18 protein-coding genes are annotated in these 24,611 nt (G+C 43.7%); 2 read left to right on the top strand and 16 right to left on the bottom strand.

Annotated features, from left to right (window positions below; genetic code table 11):
* Positions 1–88: 88 nt before the first annotated feature.
* Positions 89–1,663 (bottom strand): M20/M25/M40 family metallo-hydrolase, encoded by a 1,575-nt coding sequence (locus tag DW930_RS00750; RefSeq protein WP_123159454.1) that lies wholly within the window; start codon positions 1,661–1,663, stop codon positions 89–91.
* A gap of 444 nt (positions 1,664–2,107) precedes the next feature.
* Here DW930_RS00750 and DW930_RS00740 point away from each other — a divergent pair, with 444 nt between their 5' ends.
* Positions 2,108–3,559, top strand: a complete 1,452-nt coding sequence (locus DW930_RS00740; protein ID WP_123159075.1) for an alpha-amylase — start codon at positions 2,108–2,110, stop codon at positions 3,557–3,559.
* A gap of 364 nt (positions 3,560–3,923) precedes the next feature.
* Here DW930_RS00740 and trxA read toward each other — a convergent pair whose 3' ends face one another.
* The 12 genes from trxA to DW930_RS00675 form a co-directional block, all read right to left on the bottom strand.
* Positions 3,924–4,238 (bottom strand): thioredoxin, encoded by a 315-nt coding sequence (gene trxA, locus DW930_RS00730; protein WP_006595996.1) that lies wholly within the window; start codon positions 4,236–4,238, stop codon positions 3,924–3,926.
* Between the two features lie 94 nt (positions 4,239–4,332).
* Positions 4,333–7,404: a CocE/NonD family hydrolase gene (locus DW930_RS00725; protein WP_123159074.1), complete on the bottom strand. Its 3,072-nt coding sequence runs from the start codon at positions 7,402–7,404 to the stop codon at positions 4,333–4,335.
* 113 nt (positions 7,405–7,517) lie between these two features.
* Entirely contained in the window at positions 7,518–9,518 is a 2,001-nt protein-coding gene (locus DW930_RS00720) for a peptide ABC transporter substrate-binding protein (protein WP_123159073.1), read from the bottom strand.
* A gap of 109 nt (positions 9,519–9,627) precedes the next feature.
* Positions 9,628–10,413 (bottom strand): tryptophan synthase subunit alpha, encoded by a 786-nt coding sequence (gene trpA, locus DW930_RS00715; RefSeq protein WP_123159072.1) that lies wholly within the window; start codon positions 10,411–10,413, stop codon positions 9,628–9,630.
* A 2-nt stretch (positions 10,414–10,415) separates the two neighbouring features.
* Positions 10,416–11,618 carry a tryptophan synthase subunit beta gene (gene trpB / locus DW930_RS00710; protein ID WP_123159071.1) on the bottom strand — a complete coding sequence of 401 codons (1,203 nt, stop codon included), beginning with the start codon at positions 11,616–11,618 and terminating at the stop codon, positions 10,416–10,418.
* Positions 11,615–12,196, bottom strand: coding sequence for a phosphoribosylanthranilate isomerase (locus DW930_RS00705; RefSeq protein WP_123159070.1), 582 nt, complete (start codon positions 12,194–12,196; stop codon positions 11,615–11,617). Before DW930_RS00705 ends, trpB begins: the two co-directional genes overlap by 4 nt.
* The gene (trpC, locus tag DW930_RS00700) at positions 12,183–12,950 is read right to left on the bottom strand and encodes an indole-3-glycerol phosphate synthase TrpC (RefSeq protein ID WP_123159069.1); all 768 of its coding nucleotides are present in this window, start codon (positions 12,948–12,950) and stop codon (positions 12,183–12,185) included. Before trpC ends, DW930_RS00705 begins: the two co-directional genes overlap by 14 nt.
* Complete coding sequence (trpD, locus tag DW930_RS00695) at positions 12,947–13,951, bottom strand: anthranilate phosphoribosyltransferase (RefSeq protein WP_123159068.1); 1,005 nt, start codon at positions 13,949–13,951, stop codon at positions 12,947–12,949. Before trpD ends, trpC begins: the two co-directional genes overlap by 4 nt.
* Before the next feature lie 97 nt (positions 13,952–14,048).
* The gene (locus tag DW930_RS00690) at positions 14,049–14,615 is read right to left on the bottom strand and encodes an aminodeoxychorismate/anthranilate synthase component II (protein WP_123159067.1); all 567 of its coding nucleotides are present in this window, start codon (positions 14,613–14,615) and stop codon (positions 14,049–14,051) included.
* The gene (trpE, locus tag DW930_RS00685) at positions 14,612–15,967 is read right to left on the bottom strand and encodes an anthranilate synthase component I (protein WP_123159066.1); all 1,356 of its coding nucleotides are present in this window, start codon (positions 15,965–15,967) and stop codon (positions 14,612–14,614) included. Before trpE ends, DW930_RS00690 begins: the two co-directional genes overlap by 4 nt.
* Positions 15,968–16,459: 492 nt before the next feature.
* Positions 16,460–17,497 carry a M42 family metallopeptidase gene (locus DW930_RS00680; RefSeq protein WP_123159065.1) on the bottom strand — a complete coding sequence of 346 codons (1,038 nt, stop codon included), beginning with the start codon at positions 17,495–17,497 and terminating at the stop codon, positions 16,460–16,462.
* 183 nt (positions 17,498–17,680) lie between these two features.
* On the bottom strand, positions 17,681–18,289 hold the full coding sequence (locus DW930_RS00675) for a hypothetical protein (protein WP_123159064.1): 609 nt from the start codon (positions 18,287–18,289) through the stop codon (positions 17,681–17,683).
* A gap of 229 nt (positions 18,290–18,518) precedes the next feature.
* Here DW930_RS00675 and DW930_RS00670 point away from each other — a divergent pair, with 229 nt between their 5' ends.
* Positions 18,519–19,214 (top strand): VIT family protein, encoded by a 696-nt coding sequence (locus tag DW930_RS00670; protein WP_023027030.1) that lies wholly within the window; start codon positions 18,519–18,521, stop codon positions 19,212–19,214.
* Between the two features lie 527 nt (positions 19,215–19,741).
* On the opposite strand, the gene DW930_RS00660 is transcribed toward DW930_RS00670, so the two are convergent.
* The 3 genes from DW930_RS00660 to DW930_RS00650 form a co-directional block, all read right to left on the bottom strand.
* Positions 19,742–20,281: an NADPH-dependent FMN reductase gene (locus DW930_RS00660; protein ID WP_123159063.1), complete on the bottom strand. Its 540-nt coding sequence runs from the start codon at positions 20,279–20,281 to the stop codon at positions 19,742–19,744.
* 148 nt (positions 20,282–20,429) lie between these two features.
* On the bottom strand, positions 20,430–21,281 hold the full coding sequence (locus DW930_RS00655) for a VOC family protein (protein ID WP_123159062.1): 852 nt from the start codon (positions 21,279–21,281) through the stop codon (positions 20,430–20,432).
* A gap of 239 nt (positions 21,282–21,520) precedes the next feature.
* A complete protein-coding gene (locus tag DW930_RS00650; RefSeq protein WP_123159061.1) occupies positions 21,521–24,565 on the bottom strand; it encodes a type I restriction endonuclease subunit R in 3,045 nt (1,014 codons plus the stop codon).
* Between the last annotated feature and the right edge of the window lie 46 nt (positions 24,566–24,611).

Genomic DNA, 24,611 nt, shown 5'->3' with positions numbered 1-24,611 from the left:
CCCACTTCCCTGATGAAGGAAAACGGTTTACTTGTTTTGCCAATATTTTATTCCATTTTTCCTCTTTTGTCAATGGAAAACTCAAGTATTAAAGTAATTCATCCAAGCGGTAGAGAAGGCCAAATAGATAACTAGGAATGATATCTAGGAGGTCCTCCGTAAAGACCCGCTCCCCTCTTTGGTGGAGTTCCTTGCCCCAAGGCCCTAAATTGACCGCAGGCACTTGAATCTGTGCAATGTTTGCAAGATCCAACTCGTAAACTTGAGAGGGGATAGCTAAACTATCCAATACGACTTGATAGCTTTCTAGCTCTCTCTCCAAGGCACAATAACTGGTGTCGCAAATGCCCATGAAGTACTCTTCCACCTTCAGTGACAAGCCCCTGCTTGCTAAATAGTAGCGATAATCATCTATTAGGTTATCAATTTTTAGACTGGTATTCGGTAAAGACCGACAATTCATAGAAGGGTAATAAGGTGGAGCAAAGCCAATAACCACCAGAGGATTTTTCTCACTCAAAAACTCTAAGAAACTTTGAATCTGCTGGATGGCAATGGTCTGATAGCTGACTCCTGATAAGAAATCTTGATAGGCTCTTTGCTCACACTGATCTTGAAAGCTTAAAAATCCTTCCTTCTTTTGGCAACGATCCAGCAATTCTTGATAGCTGATGACTCTTGGCTGAGAGATCACATGTTCTTGCCCTGCTTGGTCCTGAAGGGACAAGTATTTGACATAAAATTGATCAACCGCTTCCTGGCTCAACTCTTTGATGCGTTGCAACAATTCTTGAGGGGTCTTTTTCAGATGCAGAACGCTGAAATAGCCGGCAGCATGAAGGACAGTCGACACATCATATTGATCCTTCAAATCCCTCAGATAAGACCAAGAAGGAAGGGGAGACCGCTCACCCAGAGCATTATCAGATAAGTCTGGGTGAAGGTCCAATTTTGATGCAACTGCTATTAGGAGAGAGAGGGCGTTGATTCCTTTGAGGGGCTCCTTCATATGAGACAAGACCCCCTGGGCGACGACGACCGGCATGAGCTTGCCAACCGTTCCGATGTGAAGAACTTTCTCCTTGTCACCCCCTGCTTCAAAGGGCTCTGAATCCACTGCTAACACATAGTCCAAGTCAAACTCATCTTTTAACTGACAGAGTAGACCCAAGGCTCCTCTCATCCCACGAGAATAGGACTCCTCGTCTCCCACAGATAGATAAAGCAGATTTACCTGGCCCCCATCAGGATCTGAGGCATAGGCTTCTAGGACTCCCAGCTGGAGGGCTAAAGCCGCCTTCATGTCACAAGAACCTCGTCCGAATTGCCATTGGCCAGAATTTAGGTCCTCCTGCATTTCTGAACGAAAATCGATGCCCTTCAAGGCTTGAACCAATGCTTCAGAATCCAAAGCTATAGGTGCGAGGGGACCGTAATCTTCTAGATCTACCGTATCGTGGTGGTGAAAAAGAATCACTGTCTTTTTCTTTCCCTTATCGACCAAAGCCCAGTTGACACTACGATGGAGATGGTCATTAGGAAGAGGGTAGCGACCAAAGTGATGGGGGTGACTCTTGAAATATGGAATAGCCCCAATTCGTCGGTCTAAATAGTCTTCCATCTCCCTTTCTGTCTCGGCATTGGTAAAGCTAGGAATTGCCATGGCTTCTTGAAATATAGTGGCAATTTGTTCTTGGAAATCTTCTATGGATCTCAATGGAGGCCTCCTTTTAATGATAATAGCTATCTCTCCTAGAAAGAGTCTATATTACCTCTATTCTAGGACCTTCAACCTGCTTTCAAACAGTATCACAACGAAACTTACAGCAGGGAAAGCTCTCTGGACTTTCCTTCCTGTAAATCAATTGATAGAGACACTTCTTCAACCTGCAGGGTCTTCTAAGACAGATTGAGCGAACTTGAATAAAAATAAAAAAATAGTTCCTATTCATGGGGCCAAATCCCTCTCTCTGATCCATACAAGACCTATCTTTTTACCCATTTATACACTATGAAATAAAGACAGCGCTTTCGAGAGCATAAACCTTTGCCCTATCCTTTCATTTTTGGTAAAATAAGGCATTAATTCACGAAAGATGAGAAACAAATGGAAAATCAAACCTTAATGCAATATTTTGAATGGTACTTACCTTCGGATGGTCAACACTGGTCCCGCTTAGCTGCAGATGCTCCTCACCTAGCAGACTTGGGTATTCGTAAAATTTGGATGCCTCCTGCTTTTAAAGCCACTTCTGCCAATGATGTCGGCTACGGCGTCTATGACCTCTTTGACCTTGGAGAATTCGACCAAAAAGGGACTGTTCGGACCAAATATGGTTTCAAAGAGGACTACTTGCAAGCCATCCAAGCCTTAAAAGAAGCTGGAATCCAACCCATGGCCGATGTCGTTCTCAACCATAAAGCAGCTGCCGACGGTTTAGAAACATTTGAAGTGGTCGAAGTGGACCCTAACGATCGGACCATCGTCTTGACAGAGCCTTTTACGATCAAAGGTTGGACAAAATTTACCTTTGATGGTCGAAATGGGGCCTACAATGACTTCCACTGGCATTGGTACCACTTTACTGGTACCGATTACGATGCTTCCCGCAATAAGAGTGGGATTTACCAGATTCAAGGGGAAAACAAAGGTTGGGCACAAGACTACCTCGTTGATAGTGAGAACGGAAACTACGATTACCTCATGTACGCCGATATCGACTTTAAACACCCCGAAGTGATCGAAAACCTCAATCAATGGGCAGAATGGTTTATTGAAACAACTGGGGTTCAAGGCTTTCGTCTAGACGCTGTTAAACACATCGACTCCTTCTTCATGAAGAACTTCATCCAACAAATTACGGACAAATATGGAGAAGATTTCTATGTATTTGGTGAGTTTTGGAATGGGGATGAACAAAGCAACAATGACTACCTAGCCAGCATTGACTACAAGTTTGACTTAGTGGACGTTGCCCTCCACCAAAATCTCTTTAGAGCTAGCCAAGAAGGGGAAAACTTTGATTTAACGACTATTTTCAATGGTACTCTTGCAAGCAATCATCCAGAAAGCGCGGTAACCTTTGTCGATAATCACGATACCCAAAGAGGACAAGCCTTAGAGTCCACAGTCGGTGAATGGTTCAAGCCTGCTGCTTACGCCCTCATTCTCCTCCGCGAGGCCGGACTTCCATGTGTCTTTTATGGAGACTACTACGGGATTTCAGGTGAGTTTGCCCAGCAAGATTTCCAAGCGGAGCTTGATCAACTCCTTCGTATCCGCAAAGACTTAGCCTACGGTGAACAAAGAGACTACTTTGACGATCCTAACTGTATTGGTTGGACGCGGTCTGGAACTGAAGAGACTGCTCCTATCGCCTGCGTTATTTCAAATGCTGCTTCATCCGCAAAACGGATGGAAATCGGCCAAGTCTATGCAGGACGGACTTACTACGACGCTTTAGGAAATTACCAAGATACCATCCAAATTGAAGAAGACGGTTGGGCTGATTTCCCAGTCTCAGACCGCTCCGTCAGCGTATGGGTTTTAGCAGACTAACTAGAAAATAAGATTGACTGAAGAGGCTGGGACAAAAGTTCTAGCCTTTCAATTGTCTTTGGATTGTCGAGCAAGACGCAGTGGTTGAGTGGGCTCTACTACGCTAATTTCATCAGCTATTACAGCCCTACTCAACTATGCGGAGGTGGGACGACGAAATCGAATTCTAACGAATGACCGATTTCTGTCCCACTCTCTTTCTTATATTTTATAGCAAACTACAGGTTCATTCTAACACCTTAGGAAAGCGCTGTCAATTCTTTATCTGATTCTGTTAACAACTTCATGAAAGAAAAAACTCGCTCACTTCCTCAGTTGGAAATGAACGAGTTTAATCATCTAAGAAGCATGGGCTTCTTTTCTGTTAGCTTAATTCTGCAACAATCGCTTTGAGTTGTTCTTTGGTATGAACACCAGCGACTTGTTTCACCACTTGGCCATCTTTCTTGAATAAGAGAGTTGGGATGGACATGATGCCGAAGTTGCGAGCAGTGTTTGGATTTTCATCCACATCCATCTTAAAGATTTTCAAGTCATCTTCATGGATTTCTTCTGCCAGCTGTTCTAAGATTGGTGCCTGCATCCGGCAAGGACCACACCAAGTTGCCCAGAAGTCGACCAAGACCAAACCTTGGCTAGTTTCTTGTTCAAATGTTGCATCTGTTAGTACGTGTACCATAGTTCCTCCTTTGATCAGTGATTGTCACTAATCTCTCATTGATAGTTCTATTCTACACCAAAATTGAAGTTTTTAGAAATATTTGCTACGTTCCTCAGCTTTGGTTCTCCTCTTTCTTTTTCTTCCAGAAAAGAAGGCTAGACAAGAAGAGGGTACCTAAACCATAGAATCCCATCCATTCCTCTGCGCTACCTGTTTGAGGAAGCTGACCTGCTTTTTCTTGTGCTGGAGTTGCTTCTTTAACCGTCTCAGAGACAAATCTTTGTCCATAAGCAACAGATAGAGACTCTGGTTTTGCCGTTTCTTTCTCAGCTGATTTGACGAGAGGAAGAAGACTTGGACTAGCAGGAATTTCTGGTTTTCCATATCTTTCAGGCTCTGGAAGGACTGGCAGATGGTATTCTTCGATAGAATGAATGGCTGGTTCTACTAATTTTGCTCCTTGAATCTCAGGAAGGGCAGCATATGCTGTATCAGCCGCGTTCGGAAGATAAGAGGCTACCTGGGAACGAGTCCCTTCTACGATCGGAATAGTCGCACGGATCGAATCTGTCTTGAATGTCACTTCATAAGGATTCTCAACGGTTAAGTCTGATGGATCATAAGTATTGAAGACTAGGGCTAGCTTGTGTCCTTTTTTAACCGTATAAAGGTTTGGTTGGAGATGGACCGTATAGTCGTGGAATTCTCCAATTTTTGGCTCGATGCTATTTCTTGAGCTCGCTGAATCATAGCCAGACTCAGGGTTGGCCAGGTTGATCCAACCTTTTGCGATGACCTTATACTTGGTCTTGATGGTTTCGAATTCAGCCACAGAAAGGTTGCTTAAATTGCTACCCATCCAGAAGCCATCTGCTTTTTTATCCGCCTTAACCCCACCGTTGCCGACCACATCAAATTCTTCATCCGATACGTCGACTAAAAGAGCATTGATTTGGAAGTTCTTTCCTTTCCCCTTAGCAAGGGCTGCCTTGAAGTGTACAGGGATATGTCCTTTGATAGTGGTGTCTTCTGTCACTTCCGATACGAAGGTCATGTTGGCTTTTGAAGAACCTTGGCTCACGGTTTCATCACGCTTGGCAACTTCGACACCAGCTCCAGCATAATCGCTCGAAATCGTTTCTTCCAAGCGTTTCGACTGCGCATTGAGGAAGAGGCGCTGCGTGGTCTTCCAATTATCATACGTGGTCCACTTGCTTGGGTCATAGTTATTTTGCGCCAAGACAGCTGGTAGATTTTCGACCTGATTCTCCACTCCATATAGGTAATGGGTCAACCAGGTATTGAGCAGGTCATAGAAATCTTGTCCATTAGCCTGAATACCATAACCACGGGACATAGCTGCTGGATAGACGTGGTCTCCTTGGTGGAGATAGAGTTTGACATCCTGCCCTGCTTTCTTAAGGGCATCGTACATGAGTTCAAAATGCTTGGTTTTGACATTGTCATCATTTAAACCATGAACCAGAAGGGCACTGGTCTTTAATTTTTCAGGATTGAGGGTATAATCCCGTTCCTTCCAGACATCGCTGTAATTGCGTTCATGTGCATTTTGATCCTTATTGAGCTGGTTGATGTAGTTGGCATAATTTTGCCAAATACCAGCCCAGTCAGCTTCATCCAAGATCCGAGTCCCTACGTAGAGGGACAACCAAGAAAGGTCACTGTATGGTGGGTTCCCATAGGCTGTTCCTTGACTGTTAAAATAGTCATACCAAGAAGCAATCCCAGCAGCTGGTACGATGGTCTTCAAACCTTCGACTCCTGTCGCTGCGACACCAAAGGTCGTAGTTCCAGCCCAGGATAGACCAGTCATGGCGACATTTCCTGTAGCCCAATCTGCCTTGATTTCGACATTGCTAGTCTTATCTGTGTAGGCTTTGCGCTTGCCATTGACCCACTCGATAATATTCTTGAAGGCATTGATTTCCAGATCAGACCCTGTCGTATTGAACCCTTCTGATCCCTTGGTTCCTAGACCAGCACTGGAGATAAAGGCATAACCTCTGACCAAGAAATAGTCATACCAGTTCAAGTTTTCGTAGTCATAGATATACTCGTAGGGACTGTAGTAATACCAATCCGAAGCCTTGGCTTTCTTGGCTGCTTCGACTGTCGAAGAGCTTCCGACTGCCTGGCGTTTAGCTGGTTGCTCCCGCAATTTCTTCATATCGTAAGAGCCATCTGTCGGTAAGCCCAAGCTTTCAAGGGTCACATTGTTCTCATCCAAGGTTCCTGCTACATATGGACGCGCTTCGAGAATGGTCGCCGCCTTAAAGTCTCCCCTGGCCACCGCCTTAGGCAACTGGACAATGGCCTTGACTAAGTCTGGCTTGCCATCCCCATCTGTATCGTAATCGGTCTCTACATAGACTGGGAAGCGAACAATTTCGCTATCCTCATAGTGATAGTCTTCATCTGCTTTTTCCCCTGTAGTATAAGGGAAGATCGGCTGAGCTCGCCCGTTTAAAAAGAGAGGAGCTTTCTTTTCAGAGCGATAGGCATCATAGAGCTTCTTGGCAATGCTGTACATATTAGTCAGCTCTTCCTGACTGACCTTACGATTCAAGTCCTCCTGGCTACTAATCATTCCCAGACTTTTAGCAAATCGTTCCCGATCTGCGGTCGATTGACCAGCCTGTTTGGGATCCTTCGCAGCCCACTGAAGCAATTCATCAACAGCATTTTGAACGGTTAATTCCTTGTCCTTAAGGTCACTATTTACCAAGCTGCCTGTATAAGAAGTTAAGGCTTGTCCAGTTGCCGGAGAAGATGTGCCTGCCGAAGTAGCTGGGCTAGCTTGTGCACCTGTTCCCTGAGGCGCCTGTGGGATATTAGTTTTCTCCACAGTCGTAAGATCCTTGTCTTGACCAACTGGCTTATCGACCTTCTCCGTCTCTGCCGGATCTATTGGACTCGCTATTGTTGGTTCAGAAGTCACGTCTTCCTTCTTTTGATCCACACTTGGGACTGATGCAGTCTGATCCGCTTGAGATTGGGAAGCTGCTCCTTCAGAAGTTACAGGCTCAGGAGCCACCTGAGTCACGACTTCTTTCGTTGGAGAAAGCTCTGGTAGATTCTCATCTGCTGCCACCACTTGATTTAAGATAAAGGGAGCTAGCAGGAGGCTAGAAGCCACCATCGACACCATTGTTTTCTTTTTCATAAAAGAGACCTCGCTATTTTGTAATCAATACAGCTATTATACTATGTAAGCGCTTTTATATCAAATTCTTTTTAACAAAAAAATCGAGGCGAACTGCCTCGATTAATTCATGCTTATTTCACATGGTTTTTTAATTCTTCTTGAGCTTTTTGGTTAGACTCTGCTTGCTCTTTCTTCCATTTTTCGAGAGCTTTGTTGTAGTCTTCAGTAGTAACAGCCTTGTCTTGAAGTTCCATACCTTTATAGACAACGTTGTCTTTTCCTTTACCACCGGTCCAGCCAAATGGTGCTGAGAATGGTACAACACGAGTCAAGAATGGACGACCAGTCTTAGATGTTGTTGGGATGACTAATGCACTATCTGTCAACCAAGCTTGAGCTGCAGCATATTTCTCATAACGTTTGTTAAGGTCTTGTGTTTCAGCTCCTGCTTCTGTTACCATCTTCTCAAAGTCGTACAAACCAACTTTCTTAGCTGCCTCATTGTTTTCGCTTGGGTCAAATCCAAGGAAGGTACGAGTGTTTTCACCAGAAGATGCTTTCAAGATATCAAGGTAAGTTGATGGGTCTTGATAGTCAGGGCTCCATCCAACGTTATCTGAGATATCCCAGTCTTCGTCTTCTGCTTTTGCAGCAAAGAGGGTTACGTTCAAGAGGTCTTCTTTGGATACCATATGGATGTCGACAACGACGTTTTCTTTTCCAAGCGTACTTTCAACCGATTGTTTGAAGGATTGAGCACGTTGAACCTTAGATTGAGTCGTTTGGTCTACTGGCATATCCAAGTGGATTGGGAATTTCACGCCGTCTGCTTCAAGTGCAGATTTAGCTTTCGCAAACTCTTCTTTGGCTTGTTTTGCGTTGTAAAGACCATTTTGACCATCGTCAAGATTTGCATCTTTCCACTCGTCTCCATAAGTCACCAACTCAGATTTAACCATCTCACCGAAGCTCTTACCATCTGCTTGAACGAATGTAGGTGGGATGTACAAGTTACGGATCAGTTTGCTTGCTCCATCTTTACCATTTGCTTGGGCAGCATAGGCTTCACGGTCAAAGGCAAAGCTGATCGCTTGACGGAAGTCTTTGTTCAAAAGAGCTTTCTTAGTAGATGATTTTTCTTCATCAGTTGTTTTTGATGTGTACTTGTATGACTGACGATCGATGTTGACACCGATAACGAAAGTGCTGGCATCTTGTGGAGTGTAGATGATTTCATCTTTAAACTTCTTAGCTTGGTCAGTAAATCCAGGTCCAGTTGGGAACAATTTAGCAAGGCTAAGAGCGTTGTCCTCAAATGAGTTGGCCAATTTACTTTGGTCTTGACCATCATAGTATTCTAGCTTAACGTCTGTGATGTGAACATTGTCTTTATCCCAGTAGTTTTCATTCTTGCTCATCTCGATAGATGATTTAGAAGTGAAGCTCTTCAAGATGTAAGGACCATTGTAAAGAAGAGAGCTAGTGTCACTCGCTTGGGCAAATTTGTCCCCTTTAGATTCTACGAATTTCTCGTTGATAGGGAACGTAATTCCAAGAGTCAACTTAGAATTCCAGAAAGGCTCTGCCTGGTTCAAAGTGATTTGAAGGGTATGATCATCGACTGCTTTAATGCCAACATTTGAGAAATCAGAAGTCTTTCCTTCAACATAATCATTCAAGCCCTTGATGGAATTTTGAATGATGTAGAGCATTTCAGACTTGTGGTCAGCGGCATATTTGATACCTGCAACGAAGTCATCAGCTGTCACGTCCGCATACTCTTCCCCTTCTGAATCATACCATTTAGCATCATCACGAAGTTTGTAAGTATAAGTCAAGCCATCTTCTGAAACTGTCCAATCTTTAGCAAGTGAAGGAATCAAATTCCCATACTTGTCGTTTTCAAACAATCCATCAATCAAGTTTCCTGTGATTTCGTGGGTTGCAGCTTTACCAGATGTGATGTAGTTCAAGTTTTCAGGTTCTGTCTCATAGACATAAGAGAACTTTTGACCTGCTTCACTTGATTTTGAACTAGAGCTAGATGATTTAGAACCACCAGAACATGCTGCAAGAATACCTGCTGAAAGAAGAGCTACTCCTGCAAGAGCAATGACATTTCTTTTTTTCATTGTTTACTCCTAATAAATTTTTAAGGTTGTCTTAAGATTATACCACAAAGATTTTCAGAAGAGAAGTAATTTTCTGAAAATTTATTAAATTTTGTAATTTTTCTTATCCTTAGCATTTATTAAAGTGGGAACCATAGTCTACAAAGTCCTTGACATCGCTGGTTTTGCCCTCATGAAGGTCCCGAACAATTTTCGATCCGACGATGACACCATCAGATACCTGATTAAAGCGGTCGATATCTTCCTTAGTGGAGACTCCAAAACCTGTCAGTACTGGAATAGTGGCCAAGTCTCTCAAGGTCGCCAAGTGCTGATCCAAGTCATCCCGGTAGTTGCCCATTTTCCCAGTTACCCCATTAATGGCTACCGCATAGATAAAGCCTTCTGCTTCTTGGATCAAAGTCTTCTGGCGTTCGATACCAGTGGTCAAGCTGACCAAGGGAACGAGGGCAACGTCACTCTCTTTCAAGTAAGGGGCTATCATATCCGCATGCTCATTTGGCAGGTCCGGAATGATCAAACCTTTGACTGAGGTAGAAGCTAATTCTTTTATAAAGGCTTCTATCCCATATTGGTAGACCGGATTGATATAGGTCATGATGACGAGAGGAATCTTGGCCTCTTGTTCTTGGAGTTTTTTCACAATAGCTGTTAAGGTCACGCCCTTAGCTAAACTGCGTTGCCCAGCCATTTCGATGACCGGCCCATCTGCTACAGGATCAGACCAAGGAATACCCACTTCAATAGCCGATGCTCCACTTTCTTCCAAGAGCTGGATGGTATCAAATAGGCCATCCAGTCCTTGCTCGTGATCCCCCGCCATAATGTAAGGCACGAAGATCCCATGCTTACTGTCTTTGATGGCTTGTAAATACTCTGTTAGTGTTTTCGTCATTTCTACTTCCCTTCTGCTTCAAACCGTTCTTTTACCTGCATGACATCCTTGTCTCCACGACCAGATAGGCAGACGATGAGCGTTTGATCTGGACTCATTTCCGCTGCGACTTTTTGCGCTAGAGCGATAGCATGACTGGACTCCAAGGCTGGGATAATCCCTTCCAAACGTGAAAGCAATTGAAATCCTTCAAGGGCTTCTTCATCCGTGATCGCATCATAGGTTGCCCGGCCAATTTCATTGAAATAGCAATGCTCTGGACCCACACCAGGATAATCCAAACCAGCAGAGATGGAGAAAGCTTCCATGATTTGTCCATGGGCATCTTGAAGCACTTCCATCAAGGCTCCGTGAAGAATTCCTGGACGACCTTTGGCAAAGGTAGCTGCGTGTTTGTCCGTATTCAAACCAAGGCCAGACGCCTCTGCTCCGTACATAGCTACAGATTCATCTTCTACGAAGGGATAAAACATGCCAATGGCATTGGAACCCCCACCGATACAAGCTAAGACCGCGTCAGGAAGTTTTCCACCTGAGACCTCTGCAAACTGACGTTTCGCTTCCTTACCAATAACAGATTGAAAATCTCGAACAATCTCTGGGAAGGGAGCTGGTCCGAGGGCAGATCCCATGATGTAATGGGTATCATCGATCCCAGCTACCCATGCACGAAGGGCCGCATTGACCGCATCTTTCAGCACGCGCGATCCGTCCGTTACACTATGAACTTTTGCTCCCAAGAGCTCCATCCGAAAGACGTTGAGGGCTTGACGTTTGACATCTTCTTCTCCCATGTAGATGGTGCACTCCATCTCGAAGAGAGCCGCAGCCGTCGCAGTCGCTACCCCGTGTTGACCAGCCCCTGTCTCCGCGATGATTTTCTTCTTGCCCATTCGTTTTGCCAGCAAGACCTGCCCAAGGGCATTGTTAATCTTGTGAGCCCCTGTGTGGTTGAGGTCTTCCCGTTTCAGGTAGATTTGAGCTCCACCGATGTGCTTGGAAAGACTCTTGGCATGGTAAAGGGGTGTCTCCCGACCTACATAATTCTTGAGCAAGTCATCCAATTCCGCTTGAAAGCTTGGATCTGCTTTGGCTTCTCTATAAGCCTTATCGAGTTCAATCACGGCTGTCATCAGGGTTTCTGGAACAAACTGTCCTCCAAATTTTCCATAAAATCCTTTTTCATCCGGTAGTTGATAGTTCATGCTTTCGCTCCTTCTATAAATGCTTTTATCTTTTCTATATCTTTGCGACCGTCCGTTTCGACCCCCGAGGAGACATCTACTGCATATGGCTGAAAGGTCTCTCTAGCTTGGCGGACATTGTCCACTGTCAAGCCCCCTGCTATAAAGAAGTCCTGCTGGATCTTCTGATCTTTCAGCAAGCCCCAATCAAAGGTTTGACCACTCCCAGCTACTGGAGCATCAAAGAGCAGATAATCTGCCTGACTGCTTACTTGGGCTTCCTGATCACTGAGCTGAATTGCTCGAATGACGGGAACTGAAATCAATGGAATCAGAGCTTCATCAAAGGTTCCATGAATCTGAACCATGTCTAAGGAAACCTGACCAATGGTTTGTTCCAAGTCCTCTAGACTTGGTGAGACAAAGACTCCGACAATTTTGGACTTGCCAGTCACCCGTTTTGCCAATTCCTGGGCTTGCTCCAGACTGACTTGCCGCTTGCTCTCAGCGAACACAAAACCGATATAGTCTGCGCCTGCTAGGACAGCTGTCTCCACTGCTTCCACTGTAGACAGGCCACATATTTTAACCTTTGTCAATTTGTAACTCCTTGACCTTTTCTGCTACATCCCCTGCTGTCATGAGAGCAGTCCCTACTAAAATCCCATTAAAGTAGGGAGCAACAAGGCTTGCATCTGCACCATTAAAAATAGCGGACTCAGATATATAAACGGGCCGGTCTTTGAAATGCGCAGACAATTCAAGACTGGTATTCAGATCTGTTTCAAAGGTGACGAGGTTCCGGTTGTTGACCCCGATGATGTCAGCCCCAATCCGATGGGCTATTTCGAGCTCAGGTAAGTTATGGGTTTCTACAAGAACCTCCAAACCAAGCCCCGTCGCAAAGTCATAGAGTTCTTTGAGCCGGGCTTCTGGTAGGGCTGCGACTATCAAGAGAATGACTGTAGCTCCCGCATTGCGAGAGCGGACAATTTGTTTCTCATCAATGATAAAATCTTTGGCCAAAGTTGGAATCGTCACCTGGGAAGAAATCTCACGAAGATAGTCTAGATCCCCCTTAAAGAAGACTTGGTCCGTCAAGACCGAGATCATGGCTGCCCCATTTTCTTCATAGGTCTTAGCTTGGGCGACAATATCCACATCCAGATTGATATCCCCCATACTAGGACTGGCTTTCTTCACCTCGGCGATGATTTGTAAGTGCTCTTGATGGCTCTTGAGAAAATCATAGAGACGGTAGGTCTGACGGAGAGGTTGGAGGTCTTCCATGACCATTTGAGCCACTTCTTTTTCTTTTTGTTCTAAGATTGTAGGTAGAAAGGCTTTACTCATACTTGAACCTCTTGTAAGTGTTGCAATTTAGCAAGGGCAGAACCATCCGCTATCAATTGGCGCGCCAACTCTACACCTTCTTTGATCGTTGCGACTTTCCCATTAGTAAAGAAGCCCAGACCAGCGTTGAGAACCGTCGTTTCCAGATAAGGGCTGGCTTCATTCTTCAAGACACTGAGGAGAATCGCAGCATTTTCCTTGGCATCACCACCTGTAATTTCGGATAGCTCCACCTTTTCCATCCCCATATCTTCATAGGTAAAGGTATGCTGGCTGATGTTCCCATCTTCTAGCAGGGTGTAGGTATTGGTCCCATAGAGAGCCGCTTCGTCCATATTGTCAGGACCTGTGATGACCACTGCACGTTTGCGTCCCAACTGTTGGATAGCACGGGCGACAATTTCTTGCAATTCGGCACGATAGAGACCCATGAGTTGCGTTTCTAGGTCCAGCGGATTCGCCAGAGGGCCGACCAGGTTCATGATCGTTGGAATCCCCATAGCTTGACGAGCTGGGCCAATGAAGCGCATAGCTGGATGCATGGTCTGAGCAAAGATAAAGGCCAAACCAACCTCGTCCAAAGCTTTAGAGAGGGTTTCTGGCGAAGCAGCTACGTTGATGCCAAGCGCTTCTAGGACATCCGCAGATCCTGACTTAGAAGAAACAGAGCGATTGCCGGCCTTGGCCATGCGGATCCCTCCAGCAGCCAGAACAAAGCAAACCGTCGTCGAAATGTTAAAGCTATAGGATTGATCGCCACCAGTCCCACAGTTACACATGGCATCTGAAAAGGTCTCGGGTAAAACCGTCGCATGGGCCTTTAAGGCGCGTACAATCCCCGTAATTTCGTCCGCTGTTTCTCCCTTGGTTTTGAGTCCCATCAAAAAGGCAGCGATTTGACTTTCTGATAGTTGGTTCTGCAAGATTTGATCAAAGACTTCTTGGACTTGCTCTTGGGTCAAGTCTTGGCGATTAGAGATTTGTAAGAATAGTTCTTTCATAAGGAGTTCCTCTTGTCTTTTCTACAGGTTTATTCGGTATTCTATCTGCTTAGTACTACAGGTTTATTCGGTATTCTATCTGCTTAGTACTACCGGTCTAGTCTAGGACTAGCTTCACAAAATTTTCAATCATTTTTAGGCCATCTGGACTACCGATACTCTCAGGATGGTATTGAAGCCCGTAGATAGGCAGACTCTTGTGTTGAATGGCCATGATTTCTTGGTCGTCCGTAGTAATGGCCGTGACCTCAAATTCTTCTGGCATTTGATCAACGACGATCGAATGGTAACGCATGATGGGGACTTCATTGTCAATATCCTCAAAAATTGGTGAAGGTGTTTCAAAGATGATCTGACTTTGTTTCCCATGCATGACATTCTTAGCCAAGCGCAACTTGCCGCCAAATGTTTCTGCCAGAGCCTGATGACCAAGACAAATCCCTAACATGGGCTTTTTACCAGCGAAGTCCTTGATCATGGCTTCCATTTTCCCAGCATCTGCCGGCCAACCTGGACCTGGTGAAAAGACAAGGGCATCTGCCAACTCCGCCTGCTCATACAAGCGTTCATCATCATTTCGCAAGACCTCAACCTCTGTAAATGTTCCCAGATATTGGGCCAAATTATAGGTGAAGGAATCATAATTATCCACTAATAAAATCATTGAACATCTCCTATTCTTGTCATTGATTTTGCCTTGTTAATCGTTTCGTAAAATTCATTCTCCGGAACACTGTCGTAGACAATCCCTGCTCCAGCTTGGACATAGGCCTTTTGATTTTTGAGGATCATGGTCCGGATGGCAATGGCAAAGTCCATATCCCCTGTAGCGGAGAGGTAGCCGATCGCACCCGCATAGACCCCACGTTTTTCCTCTTCCAACTCATAGATCCGACGCATGGCCCGGATCTTAGGAGCCCCAGAGACTGTTCCAGCTGGTAGTGTAGCTTTCAAAGCATCTAGAGCTGTTAAGTGAGGCAGGAGTTGTCCCTTGACCACACTGGTCAGATGCATAACATAACGGAAATACTCCACTTCCATATACCTGGTCACCTCGACCGTTCCGTTTTGGGCGATTTTCCCGATATCATTGCGTCCCAGATCCACCAGCATGCGGTGCTCGGCTGTTTCCTTGACATCGTGGAGGAGTTCATGAGCCAGGGCTTGGTCCTCTTCCTCCGTCGTCCCACGTGGTCGAGTTCCAGCGATTGGATTAGTCGTCACCTCTCCTTTTTTCACCGATACCAGACTTTCCGGACTGGCCCCAATGATCTGGTAGTCGCCAAAGTCGTAGAAATAAAGATAGTTGGATGGGTTAGTCACGCGCAAATTTCGATAATAATCCAAGGGATCTCCCTCGAAGTCTGCTAAAAAACGTTGACTGAGGACACACTGGAACATATCACCTTCGCGGATCAGCTTCTTGGCCTTGGCCACCATATCCATAAAGACTTCTTTTTCGATGTGGTTGCTGAAGTGCAGGGCCTGCAAGGCCTGAGGGGTGAACTCATTTGGTGCTTGAGTTTGCAAATCAGTCACCACTTTCCCCAGTGATTGACGGACTGCATCATTGCTCCGACCAGAGTAGATATTGTCCTCCACCACATATACTTTTTCCTTCTTGTGGTCAAAGATCAAATAGGATTCATAGATGAAGAAATGCATATCTGGTGTCCCAATGGTATCTTGAGGGATCCGTCCAATCTCCTCATAGACTCCGATCATATCATAGCCCGCAAAACCGATAGCTCCACCGGCAAAAGGAAGATCAGATGTCAACCCCTTGACCGTTACCTGATGGAGGTAGTCAAAAGGATCTTGCTCCAGCACCTTGCCATTCTCATATAGGACCCCATCCTGATAGGTTACCTCAAAGACTGGATTGTAGGCCACGATAGAAAAGCGGGCATTCTCCTTCTCACGCGGGATAGACTCAAGGATAACCTTATGGTCTCCTTGGACACGCATGTAGGCTAGAATGGGGGTTAAGGTATCAGCTGGTAAAATTTTTTTCATAAGAATTCCTTTCTTTTCCTAAGGACGAAGCCATGCAAGTCCTGACCAATCACATCCAATAGTCTTCAAAGTTAACAACTAGACCAATTTCAAAAGAATACAAAAAACCTCACAGAGTAAAACTCTGTGAGGGCATTAAATCGGATTTAACACGGTACCACCTCAGTTAATGGTCAAAAAGGGTAGAAAGCGACCATTATCTCTATCTCCTCTAACAAGGAGTTGCACGATAAGGGGTGCCTACCGAGAAGAATATGTGTTATCTTCTCCTACTCTAAACAATCAGCCCAATGTTCACTAACTCCGACTACCTGCTCACAATAGCCGCAGGCTCCCTGAAAATCTTAGACTAGTTACTTTCTGATTTACTACATATTTTACTACAATTTTTTGGCTTGTCAAGAATTTTTTGACAGTTTATCCTAAAAAATCTGCCCAGTCAACTAGACTAGGCAGATACAAAGCTATTTTTGTGATACCTAAAAATTGAGCTTATTTCACCAAGTCACTCTTGAGATAGGCATCGACCATGCGTTCTGTCGCCACCACAGAATCCACATGGGTCCGCTCATAGGAGTGGCTCGATTCGATCCCTGCTCCGAGAAGACCATGCTTGACTTCTGCTCCTGCACTCATGGCTGCGGAGGCATCAGAGCCATAGAAAGGATAGATGTCCAGTTTGTAAGGGATGTTTTGCTCCTTGGCCAAGGCTACCAAGTGCTGGCGGAAACTATAGTGGTAAGGACCCGAAGCATCTTTGACACAGATAGAAACCGTGTACTCGTCTGTCTGCTGGTCATCTCCCATCGCCCCCATGTCCACAGCCAAGTATTCGACAGCTTGAGCCGGGATGCTAGAGTTAGCGCCATGCCCAACTTCTTCAAAGACAGAAAAGGCAAAGTGAGTCGTCACTGGAAGAGTCACGCCTTCTTCCTTATAGAGGCGCAAGAGGTTGAGCAAGATAGCAGCGCTGACCTTGTCATCCAAGTGACGAGACTTGATAAAGCCTGTATCCGTGACAATGGTCCGAGCATCAAAACTTATAAAGTCTCCCACTTCAATCCCCAAGTCACGCGTTTCTTTTTCATTGGTTACTTTTTCATCCAAGCGCACTTCCATATTGTCCTGAGTCCGCTCCACAGTTCCCGCATCCTTATAAACATGGCAAGAGGTTTGGTGGACAAGGATAGTACCCGAGTGGGTATTACCAGTATTGGCTACATGGACAGTACAGTTTTCCCCTTCGATCATGTTCCAAGGGAAGCCACCGATGCGATCCAGTTTGAGACGGCCATCTGGCTTGACTGCCCGCACGATCGCTCCAAGCGTATCCACATGGGCTGTGATATAGCGGTGTTGTTCGTCATTTTCACCCTTGAGGACAACTGTCACCCCTCCCTTAGCTGTACGGATCGGACTGTAGCCCATCTCTGTCAAGGTTTTCACCAAATAGGCTGCCACTTCTTCTGTAAAGCCCGTCGGTGATGCAATGGCTGTGAGTTCTTTTAGATATTCGACTGTTTGATTCATGAACTTCTCCTTCAATAATCTGCTAGTACGATTATAGCACGACTGACTCTAAAAGACTAGCAAAGCAAGACAGCAAAAAAGAGTCCGCAGATGGAAATTGCAATCTGCTGACTCTTTTCTTACTTTTGATCTTGATCCAATCTATAGCTACAGAAACTAAGTTCCCACAGAGAAGATAGAGGATTAGCTAGTCAAACCTCCAACAAACTTATACGCAGTTACCAAAGCATTTGTCATCGTATCACGGGTTGCTTTGAAGGCCTCAATAAAGGCTGCACGGTGCTCTTCTGGGAAAAGCGTTGTATCATCTCCAAATTGAGTCAGTGTTTCATTCACAGAAGCCAACTCTTCATCCATCTTTTTGATACCAGGTTCCAAGGTCTTGAAGTAAGATTCTTGTTCAGATTTTGGCAACTTTTCTCCCAATTCATTGGCATGCTTCTTATAATTTTCAGCTAGTTTTGCATAAAGTCCCTTGATATCACCGATTGTTTTCGCATTTTCAATTTCTTGATCTGTCACCAAAACAACTTCTGGAGCTGTTGCTTGAGCGCCAGAGCCTGATGAAGACTGGCTGGAAGAGCTACTTGTATCATCCGTCAATTCAAATTTCTTTGATGAAAATGATTTCTTCTTAGTTGAGGATGTTTTCTTTGAGGAAGAAGATTTCTTTTCCACCTTGCTAGAAGATTTCTCTGAAGAAGCCTCTGGTTTTGCAGTTTGATTTCCCGAACATGCGACCAAGGTCAAGACTGAAAGCAAAGTGATTCCACTTGCGACTAATTTTTTCATGGTTCTCTCCTATAAATATTTTTACTTTTGTAAATTATATCTAAAATTATTTCGAATGTCAAAACACTATAATATCTATATTTCCCTCTCTTACCTTAGGATTAACTCAGGATTAAATGGTCATTAGACTTTTCTTAAATTGTCGGACTTTTATCATTTGGGACAAAAGACTTGCAAACTGATAAACATTTAATTATAATCATTCTAAATAAGAAATCAGGAGACAAGTATGACTGAAACAAAACATGGGGTTGATGCCTCTTTTAACGACCGCTTAAATATCTTACGGGCTGGAGTGCTCGGTGCCAATGATGGCATTATCTCAATCGCTGGAGTTGTCATTGGGGTTGCCAGTGCGACCAGTAACCTCTGGATCATCTTTCTATCTGGCCTTTCTGCAATTCTAGCTGGTGCCTTCTCTATGGCAGGTGGTGAATACGTGTCTGTATCGACTCAAAAGGATACAGAAGAAGCCGCTGTGAGTCGAGAACAAGCCCTTTTGGACCGCGATCCAAAAGCTGCACGCGACTCCCTCTACGCAGCCTATATTCAAAATGGGGAATGCGAAACAGCTGCTCAAATCATGACCGAGCGGGCCTTTCTCAAACACCCTCTCAAGGCCCTGGTGGAAGAAAAGTATGGCCTGGAGTTTGAAGAGTTTACCAATCCTTGGCATGCGGCCGTTTCTAGCTTCCTTGCCTTTGTCCTCGGATCTCTTCCTCCCATGCTGTCCATCCTTCTCTTTCCCAAAGAAATCCGGATCCCTGCAACGGTGATCATCGTAGCCCTTTCCCTTCTCTTTACTGGCTACACCAGCGCCAAGCTAGGAAAAGCCCCAACCAAGCAAGCCATGATCCGTAACTTGGTCATTGGACTACTTACCATGGGTGTAACCTATCTCTTCGGACAATTGTTTAGTATCTAAAAAAGCTGAGACTTCTGTCTCAGCTATTGAAGATAAAATCTTCAAAAAAACTTTCCTTAGGTGAGTACGGAGGTTAGGTGAAATTATCCAGTGGATGATTTCAGCAATCCAGGAAGTTCCATGACTAATTATTGAGCCTCCTCGCTCTTTATTTTCTAGGCTCAGGCTAAAACAGTTCCCCAAACTGTTTTACTCTCAATAATTCCGAGTGCCTGAAACAATTGCGTTTCAGGCACTTTGCACACAGCGGAAAGTTTTAGATCTTCTTAAATGACTAAAAATAGAAGTCATTATATTGAAGAATCATCTAGATAGTTTACGTAAAAAGTAGTTTCTCTACATTCTAAGAGGCTGGGACAAAAATCCTAGCCTCTCAATTGTTCTTGGATTGTCGTGCAAGACGCAGTGGTTGAGTGGCCTCTACTACGCTGATTTCATCCGCTTTTACAGCCCTACTCAACTGTGCGGAGGTGGGACGACGAAATCGAATTCTAACGAATGTCCGATTTCTGTCCCACTCTCTTTTCTTATGCTTCCAATAAAGCTTGGGCTTGTTTTTCCAATCCTGCGATTGCTTCGTCTGTCAAGACCAGTTCACCTGTTGCCCAGGCTTCTGGGTTAACGGTTGTTCCTGTAAAGTCTCCCACTACTTGGGTACGAACGAATGGTAAGAGGGATTGGTAGGCTGCAAACATTGGCTCGTGTCCAGCATTAGCAACTGAAGAGACTGTTACGATCTTGTCTTGAAGAGCAGATGGGCCACGAGTTTCTGATAGGTCAAGGGCACGGCTGAGCCAGTCGATCAAGTTTTTCACCACACCTGGAATGGCAAAGTTATAAACTGGTGAGAAGATCCAGATGGCGTCCGCAGCAAGGACTGCATCACGCACCGCTTGCACCGCTGGCAAGGTTGGCGTTTCTAAATCTTGGTTCATCATCGGGATGTCCTTGTAGTCCAAGTACGTCACTGTTGCTTTTCCTTCAAGAAGGCTTTCTGCTTTCTCAGCCATTTGTTGGTTGAATGATTCTTGACGAAGAGATCCGACGATAAATAAAATGTTTTTCATAGATGTTTCTTCTTTCTGTTGTAATATCATTTATTACAATTACTATTCTACACGACCCAGGTATAAAGTCAAGAATTACATCTTGAATATTACTAATTCTTACTATTTTTTTATTTTTTCTCTCAAAAAGACAGATTTATCAAGCTTTCTAACCCTTTCTGACACGTGTTACAATCCCATCTGGGTCTGTAAACTCGAGCTCGCTTGAGGTCAACCAGTTGACAGGTGCCTCCTGCTCTTTTGCTCGCTCTGCAATGGCAACCAAGTCTTTTTTCTTTTCTACTTGGATGACGTAATAGGCAAGTCCAGGAAGCTGGGCTTCTCGTTTGGCCAAGTGCTTGCCACCCCACTCATTGACTGCCAAGTGATGGTGGTAGTCACCCGAAGCGATCCAGCTGGCTGATGGAAGAGTAAACTTATCCGATAATGCCAGCACCTTTTGGTAAAAGGCTGACGCTACTCGACTATCCCTTACGGAGAGGTGGATATGTCCCATGCGGGTATCGGACGCTATCTGGAAGGGCACTACTTTGCGCCCCATTTCATAGATTTCTTGAGCAGAGAGTTCCTCTGTCACCCCGATGATGCGACCATCCTCACGGATATCCCAGTCCGCCACTGGCTTATCCAGGTAGAGCTCGATACCATTGCCCTCTGGGTCCTCGAGATAGAGGGCTTCACTGTAGCCATGGTCCGCAGCCCCGACAAAGGGATAGTCCAGCTCAGCAATATGCTTGAAGACATCCGCCAAGTCCTCTCGACTAGGTAGGAGAATGGCCATGTGATAGAGACCATAGCTAGCTCTAACAGATTCAGACCGGTCCGTTTGGATGAGATGGACCAAGGACTTGCCCCCAGCCCCAAGGAGGACCTCCTTCTCCGACTGAGACAACATCTCTAAGCCCAAAATTTGGGTGTAAAAAGCAGTCTGGCGCGCCAAATCCTTCACATTGAGCACAGCTTCTGCCAAGTAAATCTTGCTATTGTAGGCGTAGGCCATAGTTTTCTCCTTTTCGTTTTTGTTTTGTTGTAACATTTTATATTACATCATTATACACTCTTTTTTCAAAGAAGCAAGAAAAATAACTCGACAAAAAACCCTCCTTAGAAAACTAAGGAGGGTAAGAAGTTAACCAAGTGGATATAAGATAACTGTAATTATTAACAAAGGAGAATAAACTTCACTCAAATTTTCATCCAAGAAGCTTTTAGTACAAATAGTTAATGATTAATAATCAATTAGATTCCAGAATAAATATCAACCAGGTTTTGAATTTTATGAAGGATATCTTGTTTCTTACGTTCACGAGCTCCTTGTCTACGAGAAGTTGGTGGAATAATCGAATCCAACTCAGCTCCACTATTCTCAGCATAACCTCGTTGAATAGATCGATCAATGAATAATTGATAATCTTTTACAAGCTTTTCAGACTCTGCCAATTCACGAATAGCGACTGCTTTACGTTCTTTACCATAAGCATAGAAGGCATTGATAATCTCATCATGGTCTTTCAGACTCGCTAAATCAGTATCACTAATGAACCCAATAACCAACTCTTCCTTAGCACGAATATCAATACTTGAGCGGATGACACGGCTAACTTCAGCTTTCATTGCTTCTTTAGACTCAGAGTTCTTCGATTTTTCGACAATCAAAGCAAGGATATAGTCTAGATTAATCTCATCTGTTTTTAAGAGTTCAATCTCAAATTCAATATCTGAAAGGTCAACACCTAAGTCTTTTGTTCTTTCATAATTTTTAAGGTTTAAGAATTCATCTCGAATTTCTACATAAGAACTTCTTAAATCTTGGAGATACCCTTCCGAAATAGGCTTGTCGGTTTCTTGAAATTCATCATAATTTCGAAGGACGTTATCAAGCTTCAGAAACTCACCGAATAACTTAACAAATTCTTTTTTATCATGCTCTGTTTCAATTTCTTGTGGATTAGGGAATCTTTCCAGAATTTCCTGACAGACTTCTGTATAACCTTTGACCTTAACACCCGTTACCTGATCCACGAAACCATCCATGTATTCGCTAAAACTTTTTTCTAAGATAATATCAAGTTTATTGGTATCCCCAAAGGTTTTAATAGCTTCTTGAGTGGCCTTTTCTAAATCACGGAAACATACGATATTCCCAAATGGTTTAACCTTGTTAAAAATTCGATTGGTTCTAGAAAAAGCCTGAATCAAACCATGATAACGTAGATTTTTATCAACAAAGAGAGTATTCATGGTTGGAGCATCAAATCCTGTCAAGAACATACCCACTACAATCAGCAAATCCACTTCCTTGGACTTTACTCTTTTAGAAAGGTCACGATAGTAATTTTGAAACTCTTTCCCATCAGTCGAAAAGTTGGTCTTGAACATTTGATTATAGTCGTGGATTGCCTTAGAAAGAAACTCTTTAGATGAAAGAGGCATAGTTGCATCTTGAGGATCTAGCTCTTCATCTTGAATCTCGCCATAAGCTGACTGTTCTTCATTAGGCGCAAAGCTAAAAATAGTCGCGACCTTCAAACGCTTAGCTTCTGGTATTTCTGCTTGTTGTCTCTGAAGTTCTTCATAGTATAATTTCGCGGCTTCAATACTTTGTACAGCCAGCATGGCATTAAATCCAGACAGTTGTTTTTGTTTATGAGTATAGTGTTGATTTCGATGCGTCTTATCATTATAAACTCTCAAAAGGTACTCTGTGATAGTTGCTATCCGTTCTGGATGCAAAAGGAGTTCCTTCTCCATCTTTTTGAGCTTCTTCTCATCAAGCTCTCGGCCGACTGCTTTTTCCGCTTCTCTATACTTATTTATTTCAGGTTTGATATAGTTATAGTCAACCTTGAATTTCAACACTTTTTTATCTCGGATAGCATCTGTAATAACGTAGTTATGAAGTTGTTCGCCAAAAACCTCTTGTGTTGTTTCTCCCGTTAAGCTATTTTCTGGGAAAATCGGAGTCCCAGTAAATCCAAATAAGGCATACTGTTTAAAAGCTTTTTTAAGCCGTTTTTGTGCTTTCCCAAACTGAGAGCGATGACATTCATCAAAGATTAAAACACATTTTTTACTATAGATTTCATGGTTTGGATTCGCAGTGATGAATTTATTTAACTTTTGAATGGTTGTGACAACAATTCGATCATCATTTTCTTCAATACTACGTTGGAGTTCTTTTGTATTGTTACTACCATTGACTGAATTTGGTTGGAATTTTTGATATTCCTTCATGGTTTGATAGTCAAGGTCTTTTCTATCCACCACAAAAATCACTTTATTAATATAGTCCAACTCCGTTGCTAAACGAGCGGTCTTAAAGCTGGTCAAAGTTTTCCCTGAACCTGTCGTATGCCAGATATAGCCACAAGCATTAATCGTACCGAAATTCTTCATTTCATTTGTGGAATGAATCTTTCGTAAAATACTCTCTGTTGCAGCTATCTGATATGGGCGCATGATGAGTAAGGTATTATCCGCATCAAAGACACAATACTTGGTCAAGACTTCCAAGAGGACTCGCTTACTCAAGAAAGTGACAGTAAAGTCTTCTAAATCGTGAATGGTTTTATTTTTACGGTCTGCCCATTCACAGGTGAATTCATAATGATTTTTATTTTGAGCTGTCGTATTTGCAAAGTAGCGTGTATAAGTTCCATTAGAAATGACAAAAATTTGAATGTATTTGTATAAAGAATTTTCACTATTGAAGCTTTCCTTACTATATCTATGGATTTGTTCAAAAGCTTCTTTTAGACTAACCCCGCGTCTTTTCAATTCAATCTGAACTAAGGGAAGACCGTTAACTAAGATGGTTACATCATATCGATTAGTGTGACTTCCCATCTGAGTCACTTGGTTGATGACTTGCATACTATTGTTATGAATATTTTTCTTATCAATGATAAAAATATTCTTAATTCGTCCATCATCAAAGACAAAGTCATAGATAAAATTTTCTTGAATTTTTCGAGTTTTTTCAACTAATCCTTCATTGGGGCAGTCTAAATACTCTACTACAAAGCGATCCCACTCAGCATTCGAAAAAGTCACCTTATTAAGTTTTTCAATTTGCATCTTGGCATTTGCTAAGAGCTCTTCAGGTGTATGAATATTTAAGCGTTCATAGTTGAGATGATTCACCAAATCAGAAATCAACTGATTTTCTAAATCAGCCTCTGACTGATATTCTCGATCCGTGCGATACTCTGGTTGATACTCAGCCAAGAGAATCCCTTCATTTGTTTCCGCAATTACTTCATGTACTTTTGAATAATCAACCATGGTATGTTCCTTTTTTGTTTTAATTGAGATTCAATCTCACATTGAT

The organism is Streptococcus sp. AM43-2AT (genome assembly GCF_003603405.1).
GTDB lineage: Bacteria > Bacillota > Bacilli > Lactobacillales > Streptococcaceae > Streptococcus > Streptococcus ilei.
Note: the sequence above shows the minus strand (reverse complement) of the source record. Positions and strands in the feature narration are given on the sequence as shown.

What these genes read in the sequence shown, in the direction of transcription:
- trpB (WP_123159071.1), bottom strand. Translation starts at nt 11,618, where the DNA reads ATGAACTATCAACTACCGGATGAAAAAGGATTTTATGGAAAATTTGGA.
- DW930_RS00740 (WP_123159075.1), top strand. Translation starts at nt 2,108, where the DNA reads ATGGAAAATCAAACCTTAATGCAATATTTTGAATGGTACTTACCTTCG.
- trxA (WP_006595996.1), bottom strand. Translation starts at nt 4,238, where the DNA reads ATGGTACACGTACTAACAGATGCAACATTTGAACAAGAAACTAGCCAA.
- DW930_RS00720 (WP_123159073.1), bottom strand. Translation starts at nt 9,518, where the DNA reads ATGAAAAAAAGAAATGTCATTGCTCTTGCAGGAGTAGCTCTTCTTTCA.
- trpD (WP_123159068.1), bottom strand. Translation starts at nt 13,951, where the DNA reads ATGAAAGAACTATTCTTACAAATCTCTAATCGCCAAGACTTGACCCAA.
- DW930_RS00650 (WP_123159061.1), bottom strand. Translation starts at nt 24,565, where the DNA reads ATGGTTGATTATTCAAAAGTACATGAAGTAATTGCGGAAACAAATGAA.
- trpE (WP_123159066.1), bottom strand. Translation starts at nt 15,967, where the DNA reads ATGAAAAAAATTTTACCAGCTGATACCTTAACCCCCATTCTAGCCTAC.
- trpA (WP_123159072.1), bottom strand. Translation starts at nt 10,413, where the DNA reads ATGACGAAAACACTAACAGAGTATTTACAAGCCATCAAAGACAGTAAG.
- DW930_RS00750 (WP_123159454.1), bottom strand. Translation starts at nt 1,663, where the DNA reads ATGGCAATTCCTAGCTTTACCAATGCCGAGACAGAAAGGGAGATGGAA.
- DW930_RS00725 (WP_123159074.1), bottom strand. Translation starts at nt 7,404, where the DNA reads ATGAAAAAGAAAACAATGGTGTCGATGGTGGCTTCTAGCCTCCTGCTA.
- DW930_RS00680 (WP_123159065.1), bottom strand. Translation starts at nt 17,497, where the DNA reads ATGAATCAAACAGTCGAATATCTAAAAGAACTCACAGCCATTGCATCA.
- DW930_RS00670 (WP_023027030.1), top strand. Translation starts at nt 18,519, where the DNA reads ATGACTGAAACAAAACATGGGGTTGATGCCTCTTTTAACGACCGCTTA.
- DW930_RS00660 (WP_123159063.1), bottom strand. Translation starts at nt 20,281, where the DNA reads ATGAAAAACATTTTATTTATCGTCGGATCTCTTCGTCAAGAATCATTC.
- trpC (WP_123159069.1), bottom strand. Translation starts at nt 12,950, where the DNA reads ATGAGTAAAGCCTTTCTACCTACAATCTTAGAACAAAAAGAAAAAGAA.
- DW930_RS00655 (WP_123159062.1), bottom strand. Translation starts at nt 21,281, where the DNA reads ATGGCCTACGCCTACAATAGCAAGATTTACTTGGCAGAAGCTGTGCTC.
- DW930_RS00690 (WP_123159067.1), bottom strand. Translation starts at nt 14,615, where the DNA reads ATGATTTTATTAGTGGATAATTATGATTCCTTCACCTATAATTTGGCC.
- DW930_RS00675 (WP_123159064.1), bottom strand. Translation starts at nt 18,289, where the DNA reads ATGAAAAAATTAGTCGCAAGTGGAATCACTTTGCTTTCAGTCTTGACC.